Below are 20,508 nucleotides of genomic sequence, written 5' to 3' on the forward strand. Positions count from 1 at the left end.
GCGCCCGAACCTCTCCGCTGAAACACAGAGACGGTCATGAAGGTTCGCAGCTCGCTGAAGTCGCTGAAGGGTCGCCACCGCGACTGCAAGTTGGTGCGCCGCAAGGGCATCGTCTACATCATCAACAAGACCGACCCGCGCTTCAAGGCCAAGCAGGGCTGATGACGGCCGTGACGCCTCCCAGGGCCGTGCTCTGGGACGTCGGCAATGTCATCGTGCGCTGGAACCCGCGCACGCTCTACGCGAAGATCTTCAAGGAACCGGCCGATCTCGACCGGTTCCTTTCGCATGTCGGGACCATGGACTGGCATAGCGAAACCGACCGGGGCGTGACCTTCGGCGACAACATCGCCCTGCGCGCCGCCCAGTTCCCCGAACACGCCGAGCATCTGGCCGCCTGGTGGGACCGCTGGGACGAGATGTTCTCCGGCGCCATCCCCGAGACGGAAGGCCTGATCGAGGACCTGGCGCTCGCCGGCGTGCCGCAATACGCCCTGACCAACATGGCCAACGAGTCCTGGCCCGGCGTGAAGGCCATGAGCCCGGTGTTCCGCCACCTGCGCGACGCCATCGTCTCGGCCGAGGAAAAGGTCATCAAGCCCGATCCCCGCATCTACGAGATCGTGCTGGAGCGCACGGGCCTGGCGCCCCACGACCTGCTGTTCATCGACGACAACGCCGACAATATCGCGGCCGCGCGGGCGCTGGGCTTCCACGTCCACCTGTTCACCGACCCGGCCGCCCTGCGTCCGGTGATTCAGGCGCACGGCCTGCTCTGAATCGGCTTTCCCTCGGACGCGTCCCGCACTAGGTTCCGCGGCCCGATTTCTCCCCTTTATCGACGAGAGCCGACCATGGCCGATGACGCCGTTCCCCACGCCGACGTTCTGAACTCCACCGCCCAGGGCCAGCTGAAGTCGATCATCGAGCGCGTCGAGCGCCTCGAGGTCGAGAAGGCCGAGATCATGGAGCAGATCAAGGAAGTCTACCTCGAAGCCAAGGGCAACGGCTTCGACGTCAAGGTGCTCAAGAAGGTGGTCCGCCTGCGCAAGACCGACCGCGCCAAGCGCCAGGAAGAGGACGCCATCCTCGACCTCTACCTCTCGGCCATCGGCGAGATCTGAGGTTCCGAGACCTGAGTTTTTGAAGGCCCTCTTCCCTGGAAGGGGGCCTTTTTAGCATCTAGGCTCGGACCATGCGCGCCAAGCCGCCCGATCCCCGCACCCAGGCCAAGAAGGCGGCCCTGAACGCCCTCAAGCGCGCCAAGCGGATGGCCGACAAGGGCGGCGTCGAGCTTTCCGACTGGGAGGGCGAGTTCCTGGGCTCGGTGGCCCAGCGCATCGAGACCTACGGCCGGGCCTTCGGCGATCCGGAAAAGGGCGGCGCGGGCCAGGCCCTGTCGGTCAACCAGACCATCAAGCTCAAAGAGATCACCGCCAAGGCCAAGGGCGAGCGAAAGCTCATGTCGCGCGGCAAGGGCTTCGCGCGGCGCGGAAGACCGGCGGAAACCGTCGAGGACTGAGGCTCCGGGCGGGATCGCATTCGTTAATCCGGCCGATGCAGGCCGCAGGCAGGTCGGGCGACAGCTCGATGCGACAAAGGCCAAGCTTCACAAGACTTGCCGGACGCGCGCATCTGCAATCCTGACGTGCACCCCTGGAAAAAGACACGAATTAAGTCCTGATTTCTTACCAAATAGCAGCGCTCGACGATTATCGTTAAGCAGTTTTTAAGACTGGTGCGACAATATGCACATATCGCAAGTAATTGTATTAATTCAACAAAGTGGACGGAGCGGCTCAAAGGGCTGCGTCGGAGGGGTTGGTGCGTGGAGGCCGACCTGGCGACCCGTTCACGGGGACGAGACATGGCCAACACCTACGAATTCCTCCTCCGGAGAAAAGCCGACCTGGAAGTTCGCATGATCGAGGCCCAGCGCCGTGCGCAGGAGCCGTTCGAAGGCGAACTGAAGGCGATCGGCCTTGCGATCGGCGCCATCGAGAGAGCGGGCCTCGCCCCGCCCGGAGAGCCGGCGACGTTCGCCGCGGCCGGCCCCGCGCGACGAGGCCGCAAGCCCCGCTCCGCCCGCGACATGATCCTGATGGTGCTCGGCCGCGAGAACGTGGTGCTGACCGCGCCCGACATCACCCGCCAGCTCGAACGGCGCTGGAGCCGCGCGCTGCCGCTGTCCGGCGTCATTCTGGAGCTGCAAGGCCTCGAAGCCGACCGCGCCGTCCGCCGCAGCGGCGGCGGCTGGGTGACGGTCGTCGAGGACGAAGCGGCGGCCTGAAGGCCGCGCGCTTTCAAATCCGTGGAACGTTCTGGCGGCTTTGAAGCCGCCGGCGCGTTTACGAGGCTTCCTTCACGTCCACGTCGATGCCCTGCTCGCGCACCTTGCGATAGAGGGTCGAGCGGCCGATGCCCAGACGGCGGGCGACCTCGCTCATGTGGCCGGCATAGACCTCGATGGCGTGCTGGATGAGGTCGCGTTCGATCTCTTCCAGCGTCCGCAGGTGGCCGTGGCCGTCGAGGATGCGCACCGGCGCCTCGCCCAACGGGCCGATCTCGGCCTGGGCCTGGGCGACGGCGGCCTGGAGCACGGCCGGCAGGGGCTCGGTCGGCGAGGCTTCCAGCGGCGGCGCCATGACGCCCGAGATGGCCGGGAAGTCGTAGGGCTGCAGATAGGGCGCGTCGGCCAGGACGATGGCGCGATAGACCGCGTTCTCCAGCTGGCGCACGTTGCCGGGCCAGTCGAAGGCGCAGAGGATCTGCAGGGTCTCGGGCGAGGCCCCGACCACGCGCTTGCCTTCCTCGACGTTGAAGCGGCGCACGAAGGCCTCGACCAGGGCGGGGATGTCCTCGCGACGCGCGCGCAGGCCGGGCGCCTCCACCGGGAAGACGTTCAGGCGATAGAAAAGATCCTCGCGGAACACGCCCTGGGCCACCGCGGCCGACAGGTCGCGATTGGTGGCCGAGACGATGCGGACGTCGACCTTGACCGAGCGCTTGGAGCCGATCGGGTCGATCTCGCCCTCTTGCAGGGCGCGCAGCAGCTTGACCTGGACGTCGAGCGGCAGCTCGCCGACCTCGTCGAGGAACAGGGTGCCGCCGTCGGCTTCCTTGAACTTGCCCGAGTGCTTGTCGGAGGCGCCGGTGAAGCTGCCCTTCTCGTGGCCGAACAGGATCGACTCGACGAGGTTTTCCGGAATGGCGCCACAGTTGACGGCCACGAACGGCTTGCCGGCCCGGTCCGAGGATCCGTGCACGGCGCGGGCGATCAGCTCCTTGCCGACCCCGCTCTCGCCGGTGATCAGCACCGGGATCGAACTCTTGGCGGCGCGCTCGCCGATACGCTTGACCATGGTCATGGCCGGCGAGGTTCCGATCAGGTCGGCGAAGGTGGTCCGGCCGGTGACGCGCTTGTTGAGGCGGTCGACCTCGCCCTTGAGGTCGCCCATCGACAGGGCGTTGCGGATCGACACGGTGATCCGCTCAGGGCTGGCCGGCTTGATGAAGAAGTCGGTGGCGCCGGCCTGCATGGCCTTGACCACGGTGTCGACGCCGCCGCTGGCGGTCAGCACGATCACCGGCTGGGCATAGCCGCGGGCCCGCATCTCCTTCAGCGCCTCCTGGCCGGGCAGGCCGGGCATGACGAGGTCGAGCAGGATGACGTCGGCCGGCGCGCCGCTGGCCAGGTGGGCCATGGCCGCGTCGCCGTTCTCGGCGTGGGAGACGGCGAAACCTTCGCGCTCCAGCACCGCCTGGATCAGTCGACGTTGAGTCGGATCGTCATCGACGACGAGCACCGTCTTGGTCATTGAGGAACACCCACCAGAACCGGCCGCGCCCGACATGGAGCGAAGCTCTTGTTGGTTCAGAGTGGTACAGCACGGGAGTAAACACCGGCTTTCGGAGAGGTGTCCCAGACCTTAACAGCGAGGCTTAACAAGGGTTTACGGTGTTGGGGTCGGAGAGCCGCTCTCCCGTTGCACGGGGCGGGAATTGAGCGCTTCATCGCCTCATGGTCGACGACGAAACCCTGCGCGCCCTGGCGACGGCCCTGCCCGAGGTGGCGGAGGCTTCCAACGGCCAGCAGGTCGCCTTCGAGGTCGCCGGCAAGGGCCTGGCCTGGAGCTATCTGGCCCGCCCCGCGCCCAAGGCCAAGCGCGTGCTCGTGCCCGGCGTCATCGCGATCCGCTGCCTGATGGAGACCAAGCAGATGCTGATCGAGGCAGCCCCCGAGCGCTTCTTCGACGACGCCCACTATCGCGGCTATCCGGCGGTGCTGGTGCGGCTGGCCGAAATCGACGCCGACGAGTTGGCGGGCCTGCTGCGCACGGCCTGGACGCTCGTGGCGCCGAAGGCGTTGGTGAAACGGCATTCCTGATCCTTCTCCCCTTGCGGGAGAAGGTGTCGGCGATAGCCGACGGATGAGGGGTCTCTCAAATCTGAACCGCCTCGTCGGCTGACACGTTTGGCGGTGGCCTCGTCCTTCCACCCCTCACCCGACCCGCTTCGCGGGCCACCCTCTCCCGCAAGGGGAGAGGGGATTTGCGCCCTTCCCAATTGCCTCCACCCCCGCTCAGAGCCATATCCCTTCCCATCATGAACGCGCCCTTCAAGCCCGACGCCCTTCCCGAGTGGAACCTCGCCGACCTCTATGCCGGTCGCGAGGATCCGAGGATCGAGACCGACCTGGCCGCCGCCAAGGCCGCCAATGACGAGCTGGCCTCGCTGGAGGGCATGTTCCTCGAAGCCCGGGGCGAGCCCGAGCGCCTGGGCAAGCTGCTCGATCGCGGGATCCGGCTCTATGAGGAGGCCGTCAACGGGCTGTGGGGCGTGGGCGCCTATGCGGGCCTGGCCGCCTCGACCGCCCGCGACGACCCGGCCTGGGCCAAGTTCGAGGCCGATCTTCGCGCCCGCTCCTCGCAGATCGCCGCCGAGAGCCTGTTCTTCTCGCTGGAGCTGAACCAGCTGGAGGACGCCGAGCTCGAGGCCGCGCTGAAGGCCCACGAGCCGGTCCGCCGCTGGACCCCGTGGCTGCGCCGCCTGCGCCTGTCGCGCCCGCACGAGCTGTCGGCCGAGCTGGAGCGCTACATCGTCGATCGCGGCCCGGCCGTGGCCAACTGGGTGCGGCTCTATGACGAGACCCTGGCCAAACTGTCGGCCAAGGTCGGCAAGGAGCAGCTGACCCTGCCCGAGGCGCTGAACCGCCTGTCCGACCCCGACGTGCGCCGCCGCAAGGCCGCCGCCGACGGTCTGGCCCACGCCCTGGAAGAGCGCGCCTCGACCCAGGCGCTGGTGGTGAACACCCTGGCCTTCGAAAAGCAGGTCGAGGACCGCTGGCGGCGCTATGACGAGCCGGCCCACTCGCGCCACCTGGCCAACGAGGTCGACGCCGACGCGGTGGACGCCCTGGAAGCGGCCGTGGTCGAGGCCTATCCGCGCCTGTCGCACCGCTATTATGCGCTCAAGGCCAAGGCCATGGGCCGCAAGTCGCTCGACTACTGGGACCGCAACGCCCCCCTCGACGCCGCCCAGCCGCGCACCTATCCCTGGGCCGAGGCCAAGGACGTGGTGCTGGAAAGCTTCCAGGCCCTGGCCCCGAAGTTCGCCGACACCGCCGAGACCTTCTTCACCCAGCCGTGGATCGACGCCCGCCCCCGCGCGGGCAAGCAGTCGGGCGCCTATTCGCACCCGGTAACCGCCGACCGCCACCCCTACGTCTTCATGAACTACATGGGCGAGCGGCGCGACGTGCTGACCCTGGCCCACGAACTGGGCCACGCCGTGCACCAGACCCTGTGCGCGCCGCTGGGGACCCTGCTGGCCGACACGCCCCTGACCCTGGCCGAGACGGCCTCGATCTTCGGCGAAGGCCTGGTGTTCGACCGCCTGCTGGCCGAGGCCACGCCCGCCGACCGCAAGGGGCTGCTGGCCGGCAAGATCGAGGACGGCCTCAACACCGTCGTCCGCCAGATCGCCTTCCACCGCTTCGAACGCCGCTTCCACGCCGCCCGCCAGGAGGGCGAGCTGTCGCCCGACCAGATCGGCGGCCTGTGGCTGGAGGTGATGGCCGAGAGCCTGGGCCCGGCCGTCAAGCTGAACGAGGGCTACGAGCACTACTGGGCCTATGTCAGCCACTTCGTGCATGCGCCCTTCTATGTCTACGCCTACGCGTTCGGCGACCTGCTGGTGCGCGGCCTGATGGAGAAGCGCCGCGAGGATCCGGAGACCTTCGCTCCCCTCTACGAAGACCTGCTGGCCGCCGGCGGCACCCGCACCTATGTCGAGGCCCTCAAGCCCTTCGGCCTCAACCCGCGCGACAAGGCGTTCTGGGCGGCCGGCTGCCGGCAGTTGGAACGGCTGGTGGACGAGTTCGAGGCGCTGGTGTGATCGGGCAAGATCGCGCCCTTCTCCCCTTGCGGGAGAAGGTGGCCGCCGCAGGCGGTCGGATGAGGGGTCGCGCCGCCCGCGCCGCTGCGTGCGAACCGACAGGCCTGTCGCCCCCTCATCCGTCGCTTCGCGACACCTTCTCCCGCAAGGGGAGAAGGAGAGATCATGTCTGACCCGGCCAAAGATCGCGAACGCGACCGCCTCTCCGGCCGCCTCGCCCGTTTCGCCAAGGTCGGGGCGGGTCTCTCCGGCGCCGCCGTCAGCTACGGCGCCAACAGCCTGTTCGCCGGCGACGACGCCAGCGCCCGCAACGCCAAGGCGCTGAAGGCGGCGCTGGGCGGGCTGAAGGGGCCGCTGATGAAGGCGGCGCAGATGTTCGCCACAGTGCCCGACCTCCTGCCGCCGGAGTTCGCCAAGGAACTGGCCGAGCTCCAGACCAACGCCCCGGCCATGGGCTGGCCGTTCGTGCGCCGGCGGATGGCGGCCGAACTCGGCGCCGACTGGGCCACGAAATTCCAAAGCTTCGAGCACGACGCCGCAGCGGCCGCTTCCCTGGGCCAGGTGCACCGCGCCGTCGCGCCGGACGGTCGCAAGCTGGCGGTGAAGCTGCAATACCCCGACATGCAGAGCGCCGTCGAAAGCGATCTTGGCCAGCTGCGCGCCCTGATCGCCCTGCTCAAGCGCATGGACGGCTCGATCGACCCCACCGAGATGATCGAGGAAATCGGCGACCGCCTGCGCGAGGAGCTCGACTACGAGCGCGAGGCGAAGATGATGCTCGTCTACGGGGGCTTCTTCGCCGGCCGCGACGACATCCGTACGCCCGAGCCGGTGCCGGCGCTGTCGACCAAGCGGCTGCTGAGCATGACCTGGCTCGACGGCCAGGGGCTGATGGCCTTCAAGAGCGCGCCGCAGGAAACCCGCGACCGCATCGCCGCCCTGCTGTTCGAGGCCTGGTGGGGTCCGATGACTCACATCGGCGTCATCCATGGCGACCCGCACCTGGGCAACTACACCTTCGGCGGCGGCGAGGACGGGGCCGCGCACCTCAACCTGCTCGACTTCGGCTGCATCCGGGTGTTTCCGCCGCGCTTCGTGGCCGGGGTGGTGCGGCTCTATCGCGCCCTCTCGGAAGACGATCGCGCCGGCCAGATGGAGGCCTATCGCAGCTGGGGCTTCGCCAACCTGACCGACGAGCTGGTCGACGTGCTGAACGTCTGGGCGCGGTTCATCTATGGCCCGCTGCTCGACGACCGGGTGCGCACGGTGGCCGACGACGTGCCGCCCGGCGAGTATGGCCGCCGCGAAGCCTTCAAGGTGCGCCAGGCGCTGAAATCGGTCGGCGGCGTGACGATCCCCCGCGAGTTCGTGTTCATGGACCGCGCCGCCATCGGCCTGGGCGCGGCCTTCCTGCACCTGGGCGCCCGCCACAATTGGCGCGCCCTGTTCGAGGCCTCGCTGGAGGGGTTCTCGGAAGAGGGTCTGGCGGAGCGGCAGAAGGCGGTGCTGGGGGCGGCGGGGATCGCGGCTCCGGCGTGACGCCTTGAGCGCAGTCCCTTAACAGACGTCATCACCCGCTTTATGCGGGTGACCCAAGCGGAGCTTCCGCATTGTTTTCCGCCTCGGCTTGGGTCCCCCGAACAAGTCGGGGGATGACGAGGTTTTGGAATGCGCACCATCGCCCGCCTGCACGCGGCCTATCGCGACGACATCGGCGACCTCTCGACCCGTCGCCCCCTGCCCGGTCCGGCGATCGAGCAGCTGGATCCGTTCCTGTTCCTCAACCACCACGGCCCGCAGACCTATCGCCCGGGTAATCGCGGCCTGCCGTTCGGGCCGCATCCGCATCGCGGCTTCGAGACCGTGACCTTCATCCTCGAAGGCCAACTGTCGCACCTGGACAGCGGCGGCCACGAGAGCGTCATCGACGCCGGCGGCGTGCAGTGGATGACGGCCGGCAGCGGCCTGGTGCACGCCGAGCTGTCGCCCGAGACCTTCAAGCGCAGCGGCGGGCCGCTGGAAATCCTGCAGCTGTGGGTCAACCTGCCCAGCCGCCTGAAGATGACCAAGCCGCACTATGTCGGCCTGCAGGCGCCCGACATTCCGAAGATCCAAAAGGACGGCGCGACGATCGAGCTGATCTCGGGCGAGGTCGACGGCGTGACCGGCCCGATCAAGTCCCTGACCGGCGTGGCCATGAGCGTCGTGCGGCTGGAGGCGGGCGCGGCCTTGTCCCTGCCGATCCCGGCCGGGCGGGCGGTGTTCCTCTATGTGGTGCGCGGCTCGATCGCGATCGGCGACCGGACGGCGGGCGCGGCGAACCTCGTCGAGCTGACCGACGGCGAAGGCCTTGATCTCTCGTCCGTGGACGGCGCGGTGCTGCTGCTCGGCCACGCCGACCCGATCCGCGAACCGGTCGTCTCGCATGGGCCGTTCGTGATGACGACGCGGGAGGAGATCATCCAGGCGATCCAGGATTACCAGGCGGGCAAGTTCGGCAGCGTGAACGCGTAGGAAACCCCCTCAGTCGCTTTGCGACAGCTCCCCCAGAGGGGGAGCATCTCGAAGAGCGAGCCCGTCCAACAAGATCCTCCCCCTCTGGGGGAGGTGGCCCGAAGGGCCGGAGGGGGGACGTTTTCGGCCGCTGAGAAGCTGGCCGATTTCGCACCCCTCCCCTCTCCGTCGGCTGCGCCGACACCTCTCCCACGGGGAGAGGGTCTTGCGGGCGCATTCAAACGACCGTTAGACTTCCCCCATGTCCGACGACCTGACCGAGGCCCAGAGCGCCGCCATCCCCGACGGCTACGCCCAGCTGAACTGGACGCGCGGGTTCGGCCGGCAGATCGGGCCGCTGTACGAGCGCGCCGACGGTCCGGGCGAGGCGACGCTGGGCTTCCGGGTCGAGGAGCATCACACCAACGGCCTGGGCAACTGCCACGGCGGCATGCTGATGAGCTTCGCCGACATGGCCTGGGGCCGGATCATCTCGCTGCAGAAGTCCTATTCGTGGGTCACGGTGCGGCTGATGACGGACTTCCTGTCGGGCGCGCAGCTGGGCGAGTTCGTCGAGGGCCGGGGCGAACTGCTGGCGGAAGAAGACGGCATCTTCACCGTGCGCGGCCGCATCTGGACCGGCGAGCGGACCCTGATCACCGGCACCGGGATCTTCAAGGCGCTGAGCCCCCGCAAGCCCCGCCCCGGCGAGATCGCCTTCCGCGAGGAGGCCTGAGCCATGGCCGACGACCACGCCGCCCCCGCCTCGCTGCTGGCCCCGTTCGACGGCGCGCCGCCGCCCGCCCCCGCCTGGTTCGACGCCACCGTCGCCATCGAGCCCGAACGCTCGACCATCGAGGTGCTCGGCACGTCGATCGAACTGCTGACCTGGGGCGAGGTCGGCAAGCCGGGCCTGCTGTTCCTGCACGGCAACGGCGCCCATGCCGACTGGTGGAGCTTCATCGCGCCCTATTTCGCGGCCGACTGGCGGATCGCGGCGATCTCCTGGGCAGGCATGGGCGACAGCGGCTGGCGCGAGGCCTACAGCGCCGAAACCTTCGCGGCCGAGGCCTTCGCCGCGGTCGAGGCGGCCCAACTGGAGGTCGGCGGGCATAAGCCGATCTTCGTCGGCCACTCGTTCGGCGGCTTTCCCACTCTCTACTGCGCCGCCCGCCATGCCGAGCGGCTGCGCGGGGCGATCCTGGTCGACACCAGCATCCAGCCGCCGGAAAAGCGCTGGAAAGGCCCGCCGCCGCGCTCGGGCTTCGGGACCAAGGTCTATCCGACCCTGGAAGAGGCCCTGGCCCGCTTCCGCCTTGCCCCGCCGCAGGCTTGCGAGAACCTCTACATCGCCGACTTCATCGCCCGCCGCTCGCTGAAGGAAGTCGAGGGCGGCTGGACCTGGAAGTTCGACCCGGCCATCTGGCAGCGGTTCTCGATGCCTGATCTCGGCCTGCTGCTGACCGAGATCGCCTGCCCGGCGGCCCTGATGTGGGGCGAGCGCTCGGGGCTTATGCATGCCGAGACCTTGGACTATATGGTCGCGCAGATGCCCAAGGACGTTCTGCGCTTGCCCATTCCCGACGCCGACCACCACGTGATGATCGACCAGCCCCTGGCCTTCACGGCCGGGCTTCGCGGCCTGCTGGCGGCCTGGGCGTGAACCTCGATCCCGCCGCTTCGGCTCAGGCGGGCCGGGGCCTCGTCATGGTCTACATGCCCGACCGGGGCGTGGGCGACCTGACCTGGCACCTGCCGACCCTGCGCGCCATCGCCGCCCAGACGCCGGAAAAGACCGTGCTGCTGGCCGCCCGTCCGTCGAGCCGGGCCCGCGACCTGCTGGGCGCGGAGACCTGCGTCACGGCGATCGACTACGTCGAGTACCGATCGGGGACCTGGAAGAACCTTCAGGAGATCGCCGACTTCTACCGCCTCTGTCGGACCCGCCGGCCGCGCGCGGTGTGGATTCTCGAGAAGATCGACCGCCCCGCCATCGGCGCGGCCCTGGCCGGGGTGAAGGAGCGGCGCGGCTTTGGCCTGGGCCACGGCCAGCAGCGCTGGCTGACCCACGGCCCCTACCTGCCCAAGGCCATGCGTCCGGCCCATCGGATCGACAAGCTGGCCGCCTTCGAGACGGCCCACGGCCTGACCGTCGCCAGCCGCGAGCCGGCCATGACTCCGACCACCGCCTCGCTGGAGGCCGTCGAAGCCCGGTTCGGCGCCCTGCCCAAGCCTTGGATTGTCTACGGCGTCGGGGCCAGCGAAGCGCGCCGCATGTGGCCGCTGGCCAGCTTCGCCGCCCTCAGCGCCGGCCTTTCCGACCTGGGCGGCACGCGCTTCTGGCTGGGCGGCTTCGAGGACAAGGCCCGCGTCGACGCCCAGTTGGCGAACGGTTCGCCGGCGGGCGTGACCGAGGTCAACGTCTGCGACCTGAAGTTCGACGTCGGCTCGGCGCTCATGGCGCGCGCCGATCTCTTCGTCGGCAACGACTCCGGGCCGATGAACCTGTCGGCCTCGGTGGGAACGCCAACGCTGGGCCTGTTCGGTCCCGGGCCGGTGCTGGACTATTCGCGCTTCCTGCACGCCGTGGCCACCGACGACCTGTCGCGACTGGAGGCCGCCACCGTCGCCGACAGCGCCCGCCGGCTGCTGGCCCAGGCCGTTTAGCGCCGATCGATAGTCGCCATTTTCCTCCGTGCATCCCCGCGAAGGCGGGGATCCAAGCCGAGGCTGCAGGTCATCGACGGCAGCTCTCCATCCTGAAAGTCAGCTTGGGTCCCCGCCTTCGCGGGGAACGACGGGTTTTTTTTTGGGGGGGGGGCGACCACAGATGATGGTCGCTACGCCGCCGCTGCCTAACCCGCCGCCACGATCCGGGTCAGCGCCTCTTCCATCAGGGCGCTGGAGCGGTTCCAGTCGTATTGCGCCAGTTCGGCACGCGCCCCGGCATTGAGCCGCGCGCGCAGCTCCGCGTCGGCGATCAGGGCCAGCAGGTTGGCGGCCAGGGCCGGCGGATCGTGCGGCTGGCTGAGCAGGGCCGTCCTGCCGTCGAAGGCGAACTCGCGGTGGCCCAGGTTGTCGGTGATGGCCAGGGCCGCGCCGCACAGGGCCGCCTCGCACGGCGGCAGGCCCCAGCCCTCGTTGTGGCTGGCCGAGACGAACACCGAGGCGCGGTTGTAGAGCGCCCGCAGGTCGGCGTCGGTCGGGGCGACATGATAGGTCACATAGGCCGGCAGGTCGTCGGGCGCGGCCGGGCCATACATCTCGACGGTCAGGCGCGGCTCGGCCGCGTGGGCGATGGCGAGAGCCGCCAGGGCGTCGTCGAAGCCCTTGTAGCTGGCCCGTTGGTGGATCAGGGCCACGCGGAACGGGTCGCGCTGGTCCAGCGGCGTGTCGAGGCCGAAGGTCGCCAGCTCCAGGCCGTTGGGCACCAGGGCCGCGTCAACGCCGCGCTCGGCCGCCTTGGCCCGGATCGACCGGGCGATGACGATCTTGGCCATGGCCGGCGCCCAGGCGCGCTCGACGCCCTCGGCGTTACGCTCGAAGCCGAAATCCCAATGCTGGGCGAAGAAGGCCTTCACGCCGTGGCTCGGCGGCAGGCGGTCGACGCCCTCGACGGCGTTCCAGACCGTGGCGACCACGACGTCGCCGGCCGGCACATGGCGGGCCGAAAGGTCGGGCGCCCACAGCACCTTCACCTTGGGCGAGATCCGCGCCCAGGTCGGACGCCAGCGGCCGTCGGCCTTCCAGCGTCGCCAGCGCAGCCACAGCCGCAACCGCTTGCGCAGGCGGGCGTCGATGGCGGCGGAGGCCGGCAGCACGACGGTGACGTCGTGGCCGCGCTCGGCCAGGCGGTTGGCGTGCTCGTAGACGATGCGCGTTCCACCCACCGGGCGAAGGCTCGCCCCCGGCTCCACGAACACGATTTTCAAGCCAGCCCCCGGATGCGTCACGGCGCCGCCCAGGCTTGAGCGCCGCGCGGGGCTTGCTATACGTCGGTAAGGGAAAAAATCCAGGGAGAGCCTCGTCGATGGGCAACCAAGCGTCCGACTACCACCGCGGTGAAATGGACATCCACGAACAGGCCGCGACCTACGCGGCGTTCGGCAAGATGACCAAGTGGGGCTCGCTGGCGATCGCCGTCGCCCTGACCTTCTTCGTCCTGCTGTTCTGCACCCCGGCCGGCTTCATCGGCGCGGCCGGAACGGCCGTCGTGCTCGCCGTCCTGGGCATCGTGTTCCTGCGCGAGAAGGCCGCGCCAGCTCACTGACACCGGTGGACATCGGCAATTTTTTGCGTCCGTCAGGCGGGTAATTCTCGACAAGAGGCAAGAACCTCCCCTAAAGAGCGGCTCAAGTGTTTTGAGCGAACAACGCTCCCGGGGGAGGCATGCCGATGGCCATCATCGCCGTCACGAAAGAGACCCGCTCGAACGAGACACGGGTCGCCGCCACGCCCGAGACCGTCAAGAAACTGACCGCCGCCGGCTTCTCGGTGGTGGTCGAGGCCGGGGCCGGAACGGCCGCCTCCTATCTCGACGCCGACTATGAAGCGGCCGGCGCCAAGCTGGCCAAGTCCGCCAAGGACGCCATCAAGGACGCCGACGTCCTGTTCAAGGTCCGCGCGCCGGAAGCCGCCGAGATCGCGGCCCTGAAGAGCGGCGCGATCGTCGCGGCCGCGCTCAATCCCTACCAGGACAAGGACACGCTGAACGCGCTTGCAAAAGCGGGCGCCAGCGCCATCGCCATGGAGTTCATCCCGCGCATCACGCGGGCCCAGGTAATGGACATGCTGTCCAGCCAGGCGAACCTCGCCGGCTATCGCTCGGTGATCGAGGGGGCCGAGGCCTACGGCAAGGCCCTGCCGATGATGATGACCGCCGCCGGCACCGTCGCCGCGGCCAAGGTGTTCGTCATGGGCGTCGGCGTCGCCGGCCTGCAGGCCATCGCCACGGCCCGCCGCCTGGGCGCCGTGGTCACCGCCACCGACGTCCGCCCCGCCACCAAGGAGCAGGTCGAGAGCCTCGGCGCCAAGTTCCTGGCCGTCGAGGACGAGGAGTTCAAGAACGCCCAGACCGCCGGCGGCTACGCCAAGGAGATGTCGGCCGAGTACCAAGCCAAGCAGGCCGAGCTGGTCTCCAGCCACATCGCCAAGCAGGACATCGTCATCACCACCGCCCTGATCCCGGGCCGCGCCGCGCCGAAACTGGTCAGCGCCGCCCAGGTGGCGTCGATGAAGGCCGGCTCGATCCTGGTCGACCTGGCCATCGAGCAGGGCGGCAACGTCGAAGGCGCCAAGCTGGACGAGACCGTGGTCACCGCCAACGGCGCCAAGATCCTCGGCCACGCCAACCTGCCCGGCCGCATCGCCGCCGACGCCTCGGCGCTCTATTCGCGCAATCTGTTCGCCCTGTCGGCCCTGTTCCTGACCAAGGAAGGGGCCTTCGCCCCCGACTTCGAGGACGAGATCCTCAAGGCGGCCGTGGTCACCCACGGCGGCGAGATCGTCCATCCGAACCTGAAGACCGCCTAACCGGCATAGAAAGGGAGGCTCCCATGGAAGCCGTCGACCCCACCGTGTTCCGCCTGGCGATCTTCGTGCTCGCCATCTTCGTCGGCTACTACGTCGTCTGGAGCGTGACGCCCGCCCTGCACACCCCGCTGATGGCCGTGACCAACGCCATCTCGTCGGTGATCATCGTCGGCGCGCTGCTGGCCGCCGCCGCGCATGGCGCGTCGGGCGCGCCTGACGCCGGTTCGGTGTGGATCTCCAAGGGGGCCGGCGCGATCGCCGCGGCCTTCGCGGCGGTCAACATCTTCGGCGGCTTCCTGGTCACCCAGCGGATGCTGGCCATGTACAAGAAGAAAGAAAAGAAGTGAGCGGCGAGAGCCACTTGGGGGAAATGACATCATGAACGCCAATCTCGCAGCCATCCTCTACATCGTCTCGGGCGTGCTGTTCATCCTGGCGCTGCGCGGGCTGTCCAGCCCGGTGACCAGCCAGGCCGGCAACCGCAACGGCATGATCGGCATGGCCATCGCCGTGGCGACCACCCTGGCCACCCTGTGGACGCAAGGCGCGCTCGACATCGTGACCCTGGGCCTGATCCTCGGCGGCGTCGCCGTCGGCGGCGCGGTGGGGGCGATCATCGCCCGCAAGGTCGCCATGACCTCGATGCCGCAGCTGGTCGCCGCCTTCCACTCGCTGGTCGGCATGGCCGCCTGCCTGGTGGCCGTGGCCGCCATCTACACCCCGGCCGCCTACGGCATCGTCGGCGAGGACGGGGCCATCCACCTCAACAGCCTGATCGAGCTGTCGCTGGGCCTGGCGATCGGCGCGATCACCTTCACCGGCTCGGTCATCGCCTTCGCCAAGCTGAACGGCAACATGGGCGGCGCGCCGATCCTGCTGCCGGCCCGCCACCTGCTGAACATCGTGATCGCCCTGGCCATCGTCGCCCTGGTGGTGGTGCTGGTGATCAGCGGCGGCCAGGCCAAGTGGGCCTTCTGGGGCATCTTCGCCCTGAGCCTGCTGATCGGCGTCACCCTGATCATCCCGATCGGCGGCGCCGACATGCCGGTCGTGGTGTCGATGCTTAACAGCTATTCCGGCTGGGCGGCTGCGGCCCTGGGCTTCACGCTGGAAAACACCACCCTGATCATCACCGGCGCCCTGGTCGGTTCGTCGGGCGCGATCCTGTCCTACATCATGTGCAAGGGCATGAACCGCTCGTTCGTCTCGGTGATCCTGGGCGGCTTCGGGGCCGACGCCGCGGCCGCCGGTCCCGGCGGCAAGGTCGAGAGCCGTCCGGTCAAGCAAGGCTCGGCCGACGACGCGGCCTTCATCATGAAGAACGCCAGCAAGGTGATCATCGTCCCGGGCTACGGCATGGCCGTCTCCCAAGCCCAGCACGCCTTGCGCGAAATGGCCGACAAGCTGAAGGAAGAGGGGGTCGAGGTGAAATACGCCATCCACCCCGTCGCCGGCCGCATGCCGGGCCACATGAACGTTCTCCTCGCTGAGGCCAACGTGCCCTACGACGAGGTGTTCGAGCTGGAAGACATCAACAGCGAGTTCTCGACGGCGGACGTGGCCTTCGTGATCGGCGCAAACGACGTCACCAACCCGGCCGCCAAGACCGACCCGACCAGCGCCATCTTCGGCATGCCGATCCTGGACGTCGAGAAGGCCCGCACCGTTCTCTTCGTCAAGCGCGGCATGGCCTCGGGCTATGCCGGCGTCGAGAACGAGCTGTTCTTCAAGGACAACACCATGATGCTGTTCGCCGACGCCAAGAAGATGGTCGAGGGCATCGTCAAGGGGCTCTGACCCCCGCCTCACTCCGGAACGACGAAAGGCCCCGACGAAAGCCGGGGCCTTTTTCGTTCGCCGCTCGTGGAGGCTCCGGCTTTCACCGGGGCCTCCGCGGCGGATCGATCAGCATGGGGCGTTCAGCGCGCGGCCACGGTGACCGGGGTCAGGCGTTGGGCCGAGGCCAGCGCCTGGCGTTGCTTGCTGGAGAGCTTCTCGTTGATCTCGGTCTGGACCTCGAGGGTGCAGGCGCGGCGCGACATCAGGTCCAGGCGCTGGCCCCGGGCTTGGGCCTTGCAGAAGCGCTTGGTGGCGTCGTCGGCGCGGCTTTCGAACTCGGCGGCGTCGGCCGGATTGGCCAGGTTCAGGTCGCCGACCCGCACCGTCACGGCGCGCTCGCCGGCGTGGGCGGCCTGGGTCAGGCCGAGGACGGGCACGGCCGCCAGGGTCAGGGTGGCGATCGAGGTCAGGCTGATCATGAACTTGCGCATTGGAATTTTCCCTCTGTTCCTTGGCGCGTCCGCCGCGCCTCCATGAACAAAGGTGTACTGAACGATACTTGAAGAGTCTCGTTAAGTGTCGTTCATGACTCCGTATTCATAGTATTGCTTTGATTTAATATTCTAAAATTCGCGTAATGTTTGAAATTTTGGCGACAGCTCACGGCAAAGCTCTGATCGCTCCGTGGCGCAGCTGCCGCCTTTCCGCCGGATCCGGCAGGCAAAGAGCCCACCGTTCACGATCGCGAAAGGCCGAGCTTCTAGAAACGCCGCCGGTCCTCGCCCCCGACCGCTCCACGAGGTTCCGTTCTTGGCGCCAGACATCCAGGCCCCGCCCGCCCGACGCTTCGCCCTGCCGCTGACGCTCGGCTTCGCCGTGGCCTTCGCCGGCGTTTCCGTGCCGGCCGCCCGCGCCCTGGCCGACCTGCTGGCGCCCGCCCCGAGCGCCGCGCCGGCCGCCGTCGTGGTTCCGGAGCCCGCGCCGCCGTCGCCCCCGCCGCCGGAATACGCCTTCGACGCGCCCCTGCCCGGCCGCGACATCGCCTCGCCCTTCGGCCTGCGCCAGCTGCCGTGGGAAGAAGGCGGCCGCCTGCACGAGGGCGTCGACATCGCCGCCCCCTCCGGCACGGCCGTCAAGGTCGCCGCCGATGGCGTGGTCATCCGCATCGGAACCGACCCCGGCTATGGCCGCTTCGTCGAGATCCGCCACAAGGACGGCTTCTCCAGTCTCTATGCCCACCTCGGCCGCAACCTCGGCATGAAGAAGGGCGTCTTCGTGCGTCGCGGCACGCCGATCGCCCTGGTCGGCGATAGCGGCCGCTCGACGGGCTCGCACCTGCATTTCGAGATCAGCCGCAAGGGCCGCCCGCTGAACCCGGCCCTGTTCATGGACAAGACCTTCGCCAGCGCCGACGACCTGCCCCTGAAGGCGGCCGCCCGCGTGCCGCGCAAGGTGCGCCTGGCCCACGTGTCGCGCTGGCCCGAGGGCATGAAGGAAAAGGTCGCCGCCCGCCGCGCCGCGGCCAATGGCGGCGTCGGCGTCGCCGCGCGCGGCGAGGACGGCCGGGTCCGTGTGCGGATCGCCGTCGCCGACGGCTAGGGCATCAATCCCGCTCGCCCGCCTCGCCCAACAGCAGGTGGCCGAACCAGCTGACGATCCCGATCACGATCGCCCCGAAGATCCCCGCCCAGAAGCCGTGCACCGCCAGGCCCGGCAGCACCATGGCCACCAGCCCCAGCATGGCGGCGTTCACCACCAGCAGGAACAGGCCCAGGGTCACCAGGGTGATGGGCAGGGTCAGCACGATCACGACCGGACGCACCACGGCGTTGACGATCCCCAGCAGCACGGCGGCGATCGCCACGCTCTGCCAGCCCGAGGCGCTGACCCCCGGCACGATCCGCGAGGCCAGCCACAGCCCAAGTCCCGCGAACACGGCGCGCAGCAGAAAGCCCGTCATCAGAGATATCCCCGAGGTCCAGCTTGAAGCCTGACCCGCTTGGCGACGCCTCGCAAGGCGGATCAACGTAGACTGGCGGAATGTCGACAAGACGACTGTAAGCCTCTCCAATGCGTCCTACTGTTGTTTTACGGCCTTGGCCGCTTTGGAGCCGCCGCCGTGATCGACGCCCGCCCTGCCCTCGACCTCGCCAGCGCGCGCCTCGACGCATGAGCGACGCGCCTTCGGCCGAGCAGATCCAGGCCTGCGATCGCGAGCCCATCCACATCCCCGGCGCCATCCAGCCGCACGGCGCCCTGCTGGTGCTCGACCGCGACAGCCTGGTCGTGCGCGCCGCGGCCGGAGACGTGGCCGGCCTGCTGGGCGTGGAAGCCTGGCTCGACCAGACGGCCGGGGCCCTGATCGGCGACGACCTGGCCGGACAGGTCGCGGCCCTCTCCAGCTCGCGCCCGGCCGGCGGCTTCATCGGGGTGCTGCGTCGCCAAGGCCGCAACCTCGACCTCAGCGCCACGATCCAGGGCGACCTCGTGCTGCTGGAGATCGAGCCCGGCCTGGACCGGCCGATGGCCGGCTCGCAGATCCTGGCCCACCTGGAAGCCGCCGCCGCCGCCTTCGAGCGCTGCCCGGGCCTGAAGACGCTCTATGATCGCGCTGCCCTGGAATTTCGCCGCCTGACCGGCTTCGACCGGGTGATGATCTATCGCTTCGGCGTGGCCGACGAGGCCGGCGAGGTGGTCGGCGAGGACCGCGCCCCGCACCTGAAAAGCTTCCTCAACCACCGCTTCCCCGGTTCGGACATCCCCCGCCAGGCCCGCGCCCTCTATGTACGCAACCTCGTGCGGGTGATCCCGGACGCCGCCTACCTCCCCGCGCCGCTCGAACCCGCTCTGGAGCCCGCGCTCGACATGAGCGACCTGGCCCTGCGCAGCGTCTCGCCGGTGCACCTGCAGTACCTGCGCAACATGGGCGTGGGCGCCTCGGCCTCGGTGTCGATCGTCAAGGACGGCCGGCTGTGGGGACTGGTGGCCTGCCACCACGACGGCTCCCGCCTGCTGCCCTACGAGATCCGCGCCGCCTGCCGCGCCCTGGCCGGCGGACTGGCCCGCCAGATCAAGGCCAAGGAAGAGGCCGAGGCCTGGCGCGAGAAGCTGCGCCTGCGGGCCCTGGGCGACGACCTGTCCGCCGTGCTGGCCCAGTCCGACATCGGCGACCTGGCGCTGGAGGAGCACCTGGCCGACCTGGTCGCCCTGGGCGAGGCCGACGGCGTGGCCCTGTTCCGCGACGAGCGCATCGAGACCGCCGGCAAGACCCCGCCGCACACAGCTCTCTTCATGCTGCGCGACTGGCTGCTGGAGGCCGATACGGGCGGCGTGGTCGCCACCGACCAGAGCGCCAACGTCTTCCCCGGGGCCGGCGCCTTCAAGAGCTGGGCCTCGGGCCTGATGGGGGTGGTGATCGAGCGCTCGCCGCTGCTGGCGGTGTTGTGGACCCGGGCCGAGGAGGTCGAGGTCGTGCGCTGGGCCGGCGATCCCTACCGCACCGCCAAGGCGGCCGGCGGCGACGGCGCCCTGACGCCCCGCGCCTCGTTCGACGCCTGGAGCGAGACCGTCCGCGGCCGCTCGCGCCCCTGGACCCCGTCCCAGAGCGACGCCGCCGCGCGCCTGCGCCAGGACCTGCTGGACCTGCGCCGCGCCCGCCGCACGGCCGAGCTCAACAGCCAGCTGCGCGCCACGCTCGACGACAAGGACGACCTGCTGCGGCAGAAGGATTTTCTGCTGCGCGAGGTGAACCACCGGGTGCAGAACAGCCTGGCCCTGGCCGCTGGCTTCCTGACCATCCAGATGAAGGCCATCGAGGACCCTGCCGCCCGCGCCCCGCTCGAGGAGGCCAGCCGCCGGCTCACCGCCGTGGGCCTGGTCCACCGCCGGCTCTATCGCGGCGACCAGCTGGAGACGGTGTCGCTCGACCGCTATCTCGTCGAGCTGGCCGAGGAGCTCGTGGAGTCCCTGGGCCAGGACTGGGCCCGCATGCTCCGCGTCGACGCCGCCCCGGCCACGGTCTCGACCGACAAGGCCGTGACCATCGGCCTGGTGGTCACCGAGCTGGTGATCAATGCGGTGAAGTACGCCTATGGCGGCCGGCCCGGCCGCATCGACATCGGCCTGGTCGAACAGGGCGGCCGCGTGCGCCTCTCGGTCGCCGACCAGGGCGGCGGCAAGCAGGGCCCCCGCGTCGGCTTCGGCAGCAAGATGATGGACGCCATGGTCCGCCAGCTGGCCGGAACCCTGACCTACAACGACAACAGCCCCGGCGTGCGGGCCGAACTCAACGCGCCGGCGGGCTGATCC

General features: G+C 69.2%; 22 protein-coding genes. 18 read left to right on the plus strand and 4 right to left on the minus strand.

The window, feature by feature from the left end:
* The first annotated feature begins 36 nt into the window (after positions 1-36).
* The 5 genes from ykgO (at position 37) to I4Q42_RS13145 (ending at position 2,290) form a co-directional block, all read left to right on the plus strand.
* A complete protein-coding gene (gene ykgO, locus I4Q42_RS13125) occupies positions 37-162 on the plus strand; it encodes a type B 50S ribosomal protein L36 (RefSeq protein ID WP_198576523.1) in 126 nt (41 codons plus the stop codon).
* Positions 162-779 carry an HAD family hydrolase gene (locus I4Q42_RS13130; RefSeq protein WP_198576524.1) on the plus strand — a complete coding sequence of 206 codons (618 nt, stop codon included), beginning with the start codon at positions 162-164 and terminating at the stop codon, positions 777-779. The genes ykgO and I4Q42_RS13130 overlap by 1 nt, the downstream gene beginning before the upstream one ends.
* A 75-nt stretch (positions 780-854) precedes the next feature.
* Positions 855-1,124, plus strand: a complete 270-nt coding sequence (gene gapR / locus I4Q42_RS13135; RefSeq protein WP_198576525.1) for a nucleoid-associated protein GapR — start codon at positions 855-857, stop codon at positions 1,122-1,124.
* Positions 1,125-1,195: 71 nt separating this feature from the next.
* Positions 1,196-1,522: a hypothetical protein gene (locus I4Q42_RS13140; RefSeq protein WP_198576526.1), complete on the plus strand. Its 327-nt coding sequence runs from the start codon at positions 1,196-1,198 to the stop codon at positions 1,520-1,522.
* Positions 1,523-1,867: 345 nt separating this feature from the next.
* Positions 1,868-2,290 (plus strand): hypothetical protein, encoded by a 423-nt coding sequence (locus tag I4Q42_RS13145; protein ID WP_198576527.1) that lies wholly within the window; start codon positions 1,868-1,870, stop codon positions 2,288-2,290.
* A gap of 58 nt (positions 2,291-2,348) precedes the next feature.
* Here I4Q42_RS13145 and I4Q42_RS13150 read toward each other — a convergent pair whose 3' ends face one another.
* Positions 2,349-3,818, minus strand: a complete 1,470-nt coding sequence (locus I4Q42_RS13150; RefSeq protein WP_198576528.1) for a sigma-54-dependent transcriptional regulator — start codon at positions 3,816-3,818, stop codon at positions 2,349-2,351.
* A 203-nt stretch (positions 3,819-4,021) separates the two neighbouring features.
* Here I4Q42_RS13150 and I4Q42_RS13155 point away from each other — a divergent pair, with 203 nt between their 5' ends.
* The 7 genes from I4Q42_RS13155 to I4Q42_RS26400 all read left to right on the plus strand — a co-directional run bounded on the left by I4Q42_RS13155 (position 4,022) and on the right by I4Q42_RS26400 (position 11,556).
* Complete coding sequence (locus I4Q42_RS13155; RefSeq protein ID WP_198576529.1) at positions 4,022-4,387, plus strand: MmcQ/YjbR family DNA-binding protein; 366 nt, start codon at positions 4,022-4,024, stop codon at positions 4,385-4,387.
* A 218-nt stretch (positions 4,388-4,605) separates the two neighbouring features.
* Positions 4,606-6,396: a M3 family oligoendopeptidase gene (locus I4Q42_RS13160; protein ID WP_198576530.1), complete on the plus strand. Its 1,791-nt coding sequence runs from the start codon at positions 4,606-4,608 to the stop codon at positions 6,394-6,396.
* A gap of 165 nt (positions 6,397-6,561) precedes the next feature.
* Positions 6,562-7,935 (plus strand): ABC1 kinase family protein, encoded by a 1,374-nt coding sequence (locus I4Q42_RS13165; RefSeq protein ID WP_198576531.1) that lies wholly within the window; start codon positions 6,562-6,564, stop codon positions 7,933-7,935.
* 129 nt (positions 7,936-8,064) lie between these two features.
* The gene (locus tag I4Q42_RS13170) at positions 8,065-8,910 is read left to right on the plus strand and encodes a pirin family protein (protein ID WP_198576532.1); all 846 of its coding nucleotides are present in this window, start codon (positions 8,065-8,067) and stop codon (positions 8,908-8,910) included.
* Positions 8,911-9,151: 241 nt separating this feature from the next.
* On the plus strand, positions 9,152-9,625 hold the full coding sequence (locus tag I4Q42_RS13175) for a PaaI family thioesterase (RefSeq protein WP_198576533.1): 474 nt from the start codon (positions 9,152-9,154) through the stop codon (positions 9,623-9,625).
* 3 nt (positions 9,626-9,628) lie between these two features.
* Complete coding sequence (locus I4Q42_RS13180) at positions 9,629-10,552, plus strand: alpha/beta fold hydrolase (protein ID WP_198576534.1); 924 nt, start codon at positions 9,629-9,631, stop codon at positions 10,550-10,552.
* The gene (locus tag I4Q42_RS26400; RefSeq protein ID WP_198576535.1) at positions 10,549-11,556 is read left to right on the plus strand and encodes a glycosyltransferase family 9 protein; all 1,008 of its coding nucleotides are present in this window, start codon (positions 10,549-10,551) and stop codon (positions 11,554-11,556) included. The genes I4Q42_RS13180 and I4Q42_RS26400 overlap by 4 nt, the downstream gene beginning before the upstream one ends.
* A 188-nt stretch (positions 11,557-11,744) precedes the next feature.
* Here the strand turns inward: I4Q42_RS26400 and I4Q42_RS13190 are convergent, their stop codons facing one another.
* Entirely contained in the window at positions 11,745-12,812 is a 1,068-nt protein-coding gene (locus I4Q42_RS13190) for a glycosyltransferase family 4 protein (protein ID WP_332873080.1), read from the minus strand.
* Positions 12,813-12,919: 107 nt separating this feature from the next.
* Here I4Q42_RS13190 and I4Q42_RS13195 point away from each other — a divergent pair, with 107 nt between their 5' ends.
* The 4 genes from I4Q42_RS13195 (at position 12,920) to I4Q42_RS13210 (ending at position 16,218) form a co-directional block, all read left to right on the plus strand.
* Positions 12,920-13,159 carry an aa3-type cytochrome c oxidase subunit IV gene (locus I4Q42_RS13195; RefSeq protein WP_198576537.1) on the plus strand — a complete coding sequence of 80 codons (240 nt, stop codon included), beginning with the start codon at positions 12,920-12,922 and terminating at the stop codon, positions 13,157-13,159.
* Between the two features lie 119 nt (positions 13,160-13,278).
* Positions 13,279-14,421, plus strand: coding sequence for a Re/Si-specific NAD(P)(+) transhydrogenase subunit alpha (locus I4Q42_RS13200; RefSeq protein ID WP_198576538.1), 1,143 nt, complete (start codon positions 13,279-13,281; stop codon positions 14,419-14,421).
* Positions 14,422-14,444: 23 nt separating this feature from the next.
* A complete protein-coding gene (locus I4Q42_RS13205; RefSeq protein WP_198576539.1) occupies positions 14,445-14,768 on the plus strand; it encodes a proton-translocating transhydrogenase family protein in 324 nt (107 codons plus the stop codon).
* 31 nt (positions 14,769-14,799) lie between these two features.
* Positions 14,800-16,218: an NAD(P)(+) transhydrogenase (Re/Si-specific) subunit beta gene (locus I4Q42_RS13210; protein WP_198576540.1), complete on the plus strand. Its 1,419-nt coding sequence runs from the start codon at positions 14,800-14,802 to the stop codon at positions 16,216-16,218.
* 122 nt (positions 16,219-16,340) lie between these two features.
* Here the strand turns inward: I4Q42_RS13210 and I4Q42_RS13215 are convergent, their stop codons facing one another.
* A complete protein-coding gene (locus I4Q42_RS13215; RefSeq protein WP_198576541.1) occupies positions 16,341-16,691 on the minus strand; it encodes a UrcA family protein in 351 nt (116 codons plus the stop codon).
* A gap of 319 nt (positions 16,692-17,010) precedes the next feature.
* Between I4Q42_RS13215 and I4Q42_RS13220 the strand changes: the two genes are divergently transcribed.
* Positions 17,011-17,799, plus strand: coding sequence for a M23 family metallopeptidase (locus I4Q42_RS13220; RefSeq protein ID WP_198576542.1), 789 nt, complete (start codon positions 17,011-17,013; stop codon positions 17,797-17,799).
* Between the two features lie 4 nt (positions 17,800-17,803).
* Here I4Q42_RS13220 and I4Q42_RS13225 read toward each other — a convergent pair whose 3' ends face one another.
* Positions 17,804-18,160, minus strand: a complete 357-nt coding sequence (locus I4Q42_RS13225) for a phage holin family protein (protein ID WP_198576543.1) — start codon at positions 18,158-18,160, stop codon at positions 17,804-17,806.
* 209 nt (positions 18,161-18,369) lie between these two features.
* Between I4Q42_RS13225 and I4Q42_RS13230 the strand changes: the two genes are divergently transcribed.
* A complete protein-coding gene (locus I4Q42_RS13230; RefSeq protein ID WP_198576544.1) occupies positions 18,370-20,505 on the plus strand; it encodes a histidine kinase dimerization/phosphoacceptor domain -containing protein in 2,136 nt (711 codons plus the stop codon).
* Positions 20,506-20,508: the final 3 nt, after the last annotated feature.

Source organism: Caulobacter hibisci (assembly GCF_016135805.1).
Lineage (GTDB): Bacteria > Pseudomonadota > Alphaproteobacteria > Caulobacterales > Caulobacteraceae > Caulobacter > Caulobacter hibisci.

Bases quoted from the DNA above. Each gene is read 5' to 3' on its own strand.
- ykgO (WP_198576523.1), top strand. From the start codon at position 37: ATGAAGGTTCGCAGCTCGCTGAAGTCGCTGAAGGGTCGCCACCGCGAC.
- I4Q42_RS13130 (WP_198576524.1), top strand. From the start codon at position 162: ATGACGGCCGTGACGCCTCCCAGGGCCGTGCTCTGGGACGTCGGCAAT.
- gapR (WP_198576525.1), top strand. From the start codon at position 855: ATGGCCGATGACGCCGTTCCCCACGCCGACGTTCTGAACTCCACCGCC.
- I4Q42_RS13140 (WP_198576526.1), top strand. From the start codon at position 1,196: ATGCGCGCCAAGCCGCCCGATCCCCGCACCCAGGCCAAGAAGGCGGCC.
- I4Q42_RS13145 (WP_198576527.1), top strand. From the start codon at position 1,868: ATGGCCAACACCTACGAATTCCTCCTCCGGAGAAAAGCCGACCTGGAA.
- I4Q42_RS13150 (WP_198576528.1), bottom strand. From the start codon at position 3,818: ATGACCAAGACGGTGCTCGTCGTCGATGACGATCCGACTCAACGTCGA.
- I4Q42_RS13155 (WP_198576529.1), top strand. From the start codon at position 4,022: ATGGTCGACGACGAAACCCTGCGCGCCCTGGCGACGGCCCTGCCCGAG.
- I4Q42_RS13160 (WP_198576530.1), top strand. From the start codon at position 4,606: ATGAACGCGCCCTTCAAGCCCGACGCCCTTCCCGAGTGGAACCTCGCC.
- I4Q42_RS13165 (WP_198576531.1), top strand. From the start codon at position 6,562: ATGTCTGACCCGGCCAAAGATCGCGAACGCGACCGCCTCTCCGGCCGC.
- I4Q42_RS13170 (WP_198576532.1), top strand. From the start codon at position 8,065: ATGCGCACCATCGCCCGCCTGCACGCGGCCTATCGCGACGACATCGGC.
- I4Q42_RS13175 (WP_198576533.1), top strand. From the start codon at position 9,152: ATGTCCGACGACCTGACCGAGGCCCAGAGCGCCGCCATCCCCGACGGC.
- I4Q42_RS13180 (WP_198576534.1), top strand. From the start codon at position 9,629: ATGGCCGACGACCACGCCGCCCCCGCCTCGCTGCTGGCCCCGTTCGAC.
- I4Q42_RS13195 (WP_198576537.1), top strand. From the start codon at position 12,920: ATGGGCAACCAAGCGTCCGACTACCACCGCGGTGAAATGGACATCCAC.
- I4Q42_RS13200 (WP_198576538.1), top strand. From the start codon at position 13,279: ATGCCGATGGCCATCATCGCCGTCACGAAAGAGACCCGCTCGAACGAG.
- I4Q42_RS13205 (WP_198576539.1), top strand. From the start codon at position 14,445: ATGGAAGCCGTCGACCCCACCGTGTTCCGCCTGGCGATCTTCGTGCTC.
- I4Q42_RS13210 (WP_198576540.1), top strand. From the start codon at position 14,800: ATGAACGCCAATCTCGCAGCCATCCTCTACATCGTCTCGGGCGTGCTG.
- I4Q42_RS13215 (WP_198576541.1), bottom strand. From the start codon at position 16,691: ATGCGCAAGTTCATGATCAGCCTGACCTCGATCGCCACCCTGACCCTG.
- I4Q42_RS13225 (WP_198576543.1), bottom strand. From the start codon at position 18,160: ATGACGGGCTTTCTGCTGCGCGCCGTGTTCGCGGGACTTGGGCTGTGG.
- I4Q42_RS13230 (WP_198576544.1), top strand. From the start codon at position 18,370: ATGAGCGACGCGCCTTCGGCCGAGCAGATCCAGGCCTGCGATCGCGAG.